The sequence below is a fragment of the Pirellulales bacterium genome (assembly GCA_035939775.1).
GTDB lineage: Bacteria > Planctomycetota > Planctomycetia > Pirellulales > DATAWG01 > DASZFO01.
Map to the genome: position 1 here is coordinate 1 of DASZFO010000057.1, position 7,633 is coordinate 7,633.

Annotated in this window: 4 protein-coding genes; 3 read left to right on the top strand and 1 reads right to left on the bottom strand. The window is 61.8% G+C overall.

All coding sequences use genetic code 11. The annotated features are described in order from the left end of the window. The 3 genes from VGY55_02615 to VGY55_02625 form a co-directional block, all read left to right on the top strand. A partial coding sequence (locus VGY55_02615; protein HEV2968853.1) for a hypothetical protein occupies positions 1 to 230 on the top strand: 230 nt, incomplete at its 5' end. A gap of 252 nt (positions 231 to 482) precedes the next feature. Further along, on the top strand, positions 483 to 4,475 hold the full coding sequence (locus VGY55_02620) for a LamG-like jellyroll fold domain-containing protein (GenBank protein HEV2968854.1): 3,993 nt from the start codon (positions 483 to 485) through the stop codon (positions 4,473 to 4,475). Between the two features lie 174 nt (positions 4,476 to 4,649). Then, complete coding sequence (locus tag VGY55_02625; GenBank protein HEV2968855.1) at positions 4,650 to 6,203, top strand: hypothetical protein; 1,554 nt, start codon at positions 4,650 to 4,652, stop codon at positions 6,201 to 6,203. A 199-nt stretch (positions 6,204 to 6,402) separates the two neighbouring features. On the opposite strand, the gene VGY55_02630 is transcribed toward VGY55_02625, so the two are convergent. After that, positions 6,403 to 7,263 carry a ThuA domain-containing protein gene (locus VGY55_02630; protein HEV2968856.1) on the bottom strand — a complete coding sequence of 287 codons (861 nt, stop codon included), beginning with the start codon at positions 7,261 to 7,263 and terminating at the stop codon, positions 6,403 to 6,405. Positions 7,264 to 7,633 lie beyond the last annotated feature (370 nt).

Sequence of the window (7,633 nt, forward strand, 5' to 3'; positions counted from 1 at the left end):
TTGCAAGGCAGCTCATCGGTCACGAGGCCGAGGCAACCTGGGTCGCGTTCGCTCCCGATGGCAAGCTCCTGGCCAGCGGCGATGCGCAGGGGATCGTCAAACTCTGGACGATCCCCGAGGGCAAGGAAGTGCTCAGCCTGACCCCCGACGGCCAAGCGACGACGCCGAAACCACCGCCGGACAAGGCCGCCGTGCATCCGCGGCAACCGACTGACGTTCGAGCGGCGTAGGTCTCAACTTGTTGACGTTGCCGGAGAATCCAGTTATGCTCGTTTGACCGGGGCAAATTGCGGAACGTTCGGAACATTGCCTCGGATTCGCCCGGCATCGCGCCTCCCGATGGGCGCGCCCACCTCGACAAGCAGAGTTCCTGCTCGGGCGAATGATTCCACTTCGAGTTCTCGACGGCGATTCCCGATTTGGGAACTTGGTTTCTTCCAGATAGAGATCCCACGGCATCTTTAGAGAGCGGCGGTGGCGGCATGAGGCGGCGGAAGAGTGAGCGATGCAACCGGCATCTCCGGCGGCGGTGCGCCTTCGAGTCGCTCGAGCCGCGGCAGCTTTTGGCCGTCAATGTGCTCACATGGCATAACGACCTGTCCCGCGACGGGCTGAATTCCAACGAGGTGACGCTGACCCCCTCGAATGTCGGCTCCGGGACGTTCGGCGAGCTGTTTTCCTATCCCGTCACGGGACAGGTCTATGCCCAGCCGCTTTACGTCTCGAATCTGGCGATCCCCGGAAAGGGAACTCACAACGTCATTTTCGTCGTTACGCAGAACAATGACGTCTATGCCTTCGATGCCAACAGCAACACGGGCTCCGGCGGATTGCTCTGGCACGTGAACCTCGGACCGGCGGCGGCTACGCCCAACAACTTCTTTGCCAATCGCTACGGGGCCTATCACGACATCAATCCGCAAGTCGGCATTACGAGCACGCCGGTGATCGACCTTTCGACGAACACGATGTATCTCGACGCGTTCACGAACGACACGCCGGGGCAAAACGTCTATTCGCACCATATTCATGCGCTGGACATCACCACCGGCGCCGACAAGCTGACGCCCATGCTGGTCCAAGCGTCGGTCAACGGCAACGGCGTCGAGGGAAACGGCACGACGATCACGTTTGTCGCCGAGCAGCAACTCCAGCGGCCCGCAATGACGCTGCTGAATGGCACGCTGTACGTCACCTATGGCAGTTATGCCGACACCGACCCCTACCACGGCTGGATCTTGGGGTTCAATCCGACGAACCTGCACCTTATCAGCGTTTTCAACGACACGCCGAATCTTCTCAGCCCTCCGGGGAATAACGCCGGTGAAGGCGGGTTCTGGATGAGCGGCTCCGGGCCGGCCTCCGACGGCACGAACCTGTTTTTGCTATCGGGCAATGGCGATTTCAATGCGGCGATCGGGGACTACGGCGACACGGTCCTCAAGGTGTCGCCGGACACCAGCACGCAGACTAATCCGAACATCAACGGCTATGGGCTAAAGGTCGGCGACTATTTCACGCCGTACAATCAGGCAAACCTGGCCAGCGGCGACACGGATCTCGGTTCCGGCGGTGGGATCGTGCTCCCCGATCAGCCGGGACCCTATCCACATGAGTATATTGGCTCCGGCAAGCAGGGTGTCATCTATGTGATCAACCGCGACAGCATGAGTGGGTACAGTTCTTCCGCGCCCAATCCGCCGGACCACGTCATCCAGGAAGTGAGCCTTGGCCACGGAAACTGGGACAGCCCGGCGTACTTCAACGAAACCATTTACTACCATGCCGTCGGCGACGTGCTCAAGGCTTACACGCTCAGCAACGGCCTGCTTTCGGCGGCCCCCGCCGCGCAATCGACGATCGCCTACCCCACCTCCTATGGCGCGACGCCCAGCGTTTCATCGAATGGCACGGCCAACGGGATTGTGTGGGATGTCGAATTCGATTCCAGCCATGAAGTGCTGCGAGCATACGACGCGACGACTCTGACGGAACTCTACGACACCAACCAGTTCGCCACGCGTGACCAGCTTGGCGCCGGAGTGAAGTTCATCACGCCGACTATCGCCGACGGAGAGGTATTCGTCGGGTCGACGGGCGCCGTGACCGTGTACGGCCTGCTCGCGCCGCCGACTTCGCCTCCGATTGCGCCGACGAACTTGACTGCTGCCGCGATCAGCGCCACCCAGATCACACTCACGTGGGCTGACAGTTCCAACAGTCAGTCGGATGCCCAGGCCGGTTTCAAGATCGAGCGCTCGACCGATGGGGTTAACTTCGCGCAGATCGCTGTCGCCGGGGCAAGCGCGGTGAGCTACACGGACATGAACCTCAGCCCTAGCACAAAATACTACTATCGCATCCGGGCCACCAACGTCGTCGGCGACTCGGCCTACATCGGCCCAGTGAGCGCCACCACGCCGGCCGTCACCGGCGCCATCGATGTGTACCATTTCGACGCCGGCAGCGGCACGACAGCGGTCGATTCGGTCGGCACAAATACGGGCACCTTGACTGGGACGACCAAGCCCGCTTGGGTGACGCCCGGCAAGATCGGGGCGGCGGCGCTCTCGTTCAGCGGCAATGGGACCTATAACCAAGCGGTTGGAAGTCAATCCGCCGTTACGCTTGCCAACGACCTTTCGCCAATTCTCGGCGGCACCAGCAGCCTCGACGCCTGGTTCAAGACGACGCAGTTGGGAAACAATACGCACTGGCAGGCCCCGGCCATCACCGGCGTCGAACAGGCCGGCGCTGGCAACGACATCAACTGGGGCACGCTCAACGCCAGCGGACAAATTGGCATCTACGTCGGCGATTCGGGGGGTATCTATAGCACGAATGCCGTAAACAACGGTCAGTGGCACAACATCGCCGTAACGCGCAACGCCACTACCGGGCAAGTGCAACTGTACATTGACGGAGTGCTCAACGGCAGCGGGACGTTCGACACGGGGAACAAAACCAGCAAGTTCTCGGTGATCGGCGCCTTGGCCGACGTGGCCAACGACGGTGTGACGCCGACGGGGGACAATTACTTCAACGGCCAGCTCGACGAAGTGCGGATTTACAACCAAGTGCTCAGCGCGACAGACGTTCAGGGTCTGGCCCTGATTCCTGGCGCGCCCACGCTTACTACCGCGACGGCGGCGTCCGGGTCCGTCGTCCATCTTGCTTGGACCACCCCATCGAGCTTCACGCAAAGTATCGAGGTGGATCGCAAAACTGGCGCGTCGGGGACCTTTTCCGCGGTGGCGACCCTTGGCGGCGGCGTAACCGTCTTCGACGACCAGAACCTCACGGCCGGAACGCAGTACACCTACGAAATCAAAGCAATCGACTTGGCCGGAAGCTCCGCGCCGTCGAACCAGTTGACCGTCACGCCGCCGGTGCCGACGATCGTCGGCAATTACGTGTTTTACAACAACAGCGTCTTCGACGGATTCAACGGATCGTCGAACGTGACCGACGATAATGCCATCGCCACCAATAAACAGGCTCTGCTCCCCGGACAAACGGCCACATTCCAGAACGTCACTGGCTCCGCGAAGGGGATCAACGGAGTCATGATTGATGTCGCGAATTTGGACACCGTTCCGACCGTCGACAACTTCAGCTTCGCTGTCGGCAACGACAGCAATCCGTCCGCCTGGCCCGCTCCGCCCGATCCGACGTATGTGAATATCTATCCGGGCCGCGGACCAGGAGGTTCGACCCAAATTACCATCATCTGGGACGACAACGCGATTCAGAACGAGTGGTTGCAAGTCACGATGCTTGCCGATCAGGTTACGGGCCTCACCGCTCCCGACGTTTTCTACTTCGGCAATCTCGTCGGCGCGACCGGCGCGAGCAATACGTCAACGAACGTGGTGGTCGGCCCCGCGGACGTCGCATCGATTATAGCGGATCCGCACTCGCCATTGAGCAAAGCCCCGGTCACTGACGTGAACGATCTCAATCGCGACGGGCAAGTGAACGCGAACGACGCGATCCTGGCCCGCGACAACGCGGGCAACACGTTGCCGCTAATTACTGCGCCGGCGAGCGGCGGAGCTGCGCCGGCGGTGGGAATATCGTCTCCCGCGTCGGAATCTCTTTCGCCCGCGCTCGATTCATCTCCGTCGTCTGCCCCCACATCGACAACCGCGGGTTCGGCAATCGTTTCCGCCGCGCTGGTGCTGCCAATGCCGTCGAGTTCGCCGGCGCCGGCCGTAAAGACCGATAGCGCATCGTCGTCGACGAGCTGCTCTTCGCAAATCTCAGCGGACGAACCGCCGCCTCAATCGCGGCTCGGGCGACAAGCGATCATGGCCGCTTGGGATAGCTTGGACGACGCCAATCATGGGACCGCCTGGTGGAATTCGGACCGGATCGCCGACGCGGGCAATGATGCTTCGACGTCGTTCGCGGCGGCCTGGCTCGACGAGCTTTTGACGGCGCTCTCCGTCGGTCGCCCGCATTGGCGTGGATAGACAACTTGAGTTCTCAACAGCGAAATGCACCGGCGCAGTGACAAACCGATGTGGAAGCCGTTTTTCCGAGAGCCGATAACCGCACTCCCTCTCCCTCTGGGAGAGGGCCGGGGTGAGGGGAAGCGCACATGGTCTTGCAGCCTTCTCACGGCGCTCGTCCTGACGCTCAGCGCCATGTCCACGGCTCGCGCCGCCTCGACGATTAATGTCGGCAGCTACCTATTGCTTCCCAACACGCCGGGGCAGGTGATCCAGATCCCAGTGAGCGGCACGGATATGGCCCCCGGAGCGGATTTGGCCGTGCAGGTCGGCGACGGCGGGCCGCAGTTGAGCGGCACGCCGGGCCCGACTATCTCGAATATCGGCCTGACGACCGGCACCATCTTCGCCGTCCCCGATGCCTCGCAATCGACGCCGTCGGGCAATAAGCCGCAGGTCTGGTTCACCGACGTTTTCCTAACGAGCAACAACCCTTCGAGCGTGCTGGCCAACGGCGTGCTCGCCAACCTCACGCTCGACACGACGGGGTTCTCGAATGGCTCGTTTGCGCTGCTATTGAGCAATGTCGCGACCAGTATAGCGCCGCCGAACGGCTACAGCACCGACCTCACCAGCCACGTCCCCAACCTGACGATCAACAATGGTTCGATCACGATCATTCCCACCGCGGCCTACTGGCAGGGAAACGTTGATGGCAATTGGTCGACGAACAACTCCGGCGTCACGAACTGGAAGACCGATGCCGCTGGCGCGACCGACACGCACGCCACGCCCGGCTCGCCGACCGACGTCTTTTTCACCACGACCGGCGGCGGCTCGAACGTGAGCACCACGCTCGACGCCGATTTCTCGATCAAGGGGCTGACCTTCACATCCGCCGCTACCAATGCGGTGTCGATCGGCGGCAGCCATACACTTTCGCTCGGCGCCGACGGCCTGACCGTGCAAGCCGGCGCTGCCGCCCCGACCATCTCCAGCGCCGTCACGCTCCGCACGAATCAAACCTGGACCGTTAACGGCGCAAATCCGCTGACTGTCAGCGGAGTTACATCGCTGGGTGGCTTCACGCTAACGAAGACAGGAACGGGGACGGTGCGAATTACCGGAACGCCCAACTTGAGCGCCGGCAGTGCGCTAGCGATCAACTCCGGCGCGCTACAATTCAACGTCGCATCCGGCTCGGCCACGGTGTCGAGCGGAGTGACGGCGAACGTCTCGGGGACTGGTACGCTCGAACTCGCCGGCTCGGTCTCGGCGCTGGGCACGACGACCGTCGCCGATCGAGTGAACATCTCGAATAGCAGCACGGCCGCCGCCGGTCTCTTGGTCTCCGGCGGCAATCAGCAGGTCGGCGGCATCGACGGATCGGGCAACGTGCAAGTCAACGCCGGTGCCAGACTGACGGCTAATCACATCACGGCCGGCGCGCTCGTGATCGGCGGCGTGGCTGGCAGTTCCGCCAGCGTGATCATCGATGCCTCAGATTCCAGCGGCCAACCACTGGCGAGCGGCTTCGCGTTAGCCAGTTCACTCTCACTGAGTGGCCCATTCGCCGCCGGCACGCCCGGTTCCTCCAGTTTTCTGGTGAGTGATTCATCGCCGAGCGGATCGCTCAGCGAGATTACCCTCGGCGGCAACTCGTCGGCGGTCCCTGAACCGTCAACGCTCGTGCTGGCCGTTTGTTGCCTCTTGGCCGCGCTCGGCCGATGCCGTCGATTGGGGCCATGAGCCGATGACGGGTGACACTGGCCAGCAACGTCGGCCAGTGCGGCCTCGCGAGCTGACGTCGGTCGTGCTGGGAGACCATCGTGCTGAATTGTTTTTAGTGATCGCTCGCTTAGCCAAATGGCGCCGCGTCTGGACCGCACGCCGGCACTGGCCGACCGCGCTGGCCAGTGCCACCCGACCGATTCGCGTCTCGTCGCCGTCATTCCCCAATCAGCACCTTCTTCGCCGGCTTCAAGTGGGCGTCGTCGAGTTTATCGACCGACCAGAGCAAGCCGCGGGTGATGAGGTCGAGATAGCGGTCATTGCCGACGGTCTCGTTGTTGTGGCCGAGGGTCGTGGCGAAGACGCGCGTCTTGCCGTTGTAGAGGTTGGTCCAGACGACGACATCGTCATCGACCACATCCTTGCCTGCCTTTTTATAAGCTTGTGTTCCACGAGCCAGCGGATGGGCCGTGTCGAGCAGTTTGCCGGCGATGTTGTTGTACAGCTCCTCGTGAATTGTCGTCCAATCGGCCATACCCTTGGTGATCGGGTTCTCCTTGTCGGTGAATTTGAGTCCGATCGGCAATTGCGCGCCGTGGCCGGTCGTTTGCAAGCCCGTGAACTCGAACCACGGTGTCACTTTGTCGGGCCAGCCCGCGCTGCGGTAGCAATGCATGCCGCAATGCAGGACGACTGCCGGCAGGCCATCGCGATGCGGTTGGAGGATTCGGTCGATGATCGCCAGGTCCTTCACATCGGCCGAGCATTCGTCGTGAACGACCACGTCGTAGCCCTTCGACCAATCTGGATTCTCGTAGATTGGATTCAAATGCTTCGTTCCCGTGTCGGGATCGTAGGCGATCGTCCAAACGACATTCGCCTTCGACGAGATTCCTTTGGTGATAATGTCCTTTTGATGGGCATAGTCATGGCAGCAGCCGCCGAGGACTAACAGCGCCCGGATCGGCTTATCCGGCTCATCGGCGCGAGCCGAATCGGCTCGAGCCAAACCAAACACCGCAGCGGAAAGGACGGCGACGACCGATGTGAAGCTCAAGCCAAGCGTGAATCGTGTCATTCGAGTGCTCCATGACCGGCGCGGCCGGTAGTTGGTGGGAATGGATGCGGCTCGTTTATTGTGGGCGCGCCGCATGGGGATTTGGTTTCTCATCGTACCATCCCAAACCGCCATTGTCGCGATTCTCAGGAGCAGAAAATTCACGGCATCTCCGTACATTTGTCGCTGGCCGCCCCAGCCACCCAATTGCCAGCCGCGCCAATGACCGTCACAATGCGACTAGATGTGCGATGCTCCGCGCTAATTCTAAATCGCCGAGGAATGCGGATTCTTTAGCCTCCGACCTCCGACCTCCGACCTCCGACCTCCGACCTCCGACCTCCGACCTCCGACCTCCGACCTCCGACCTCCGACCTCCGACCTCCGACCT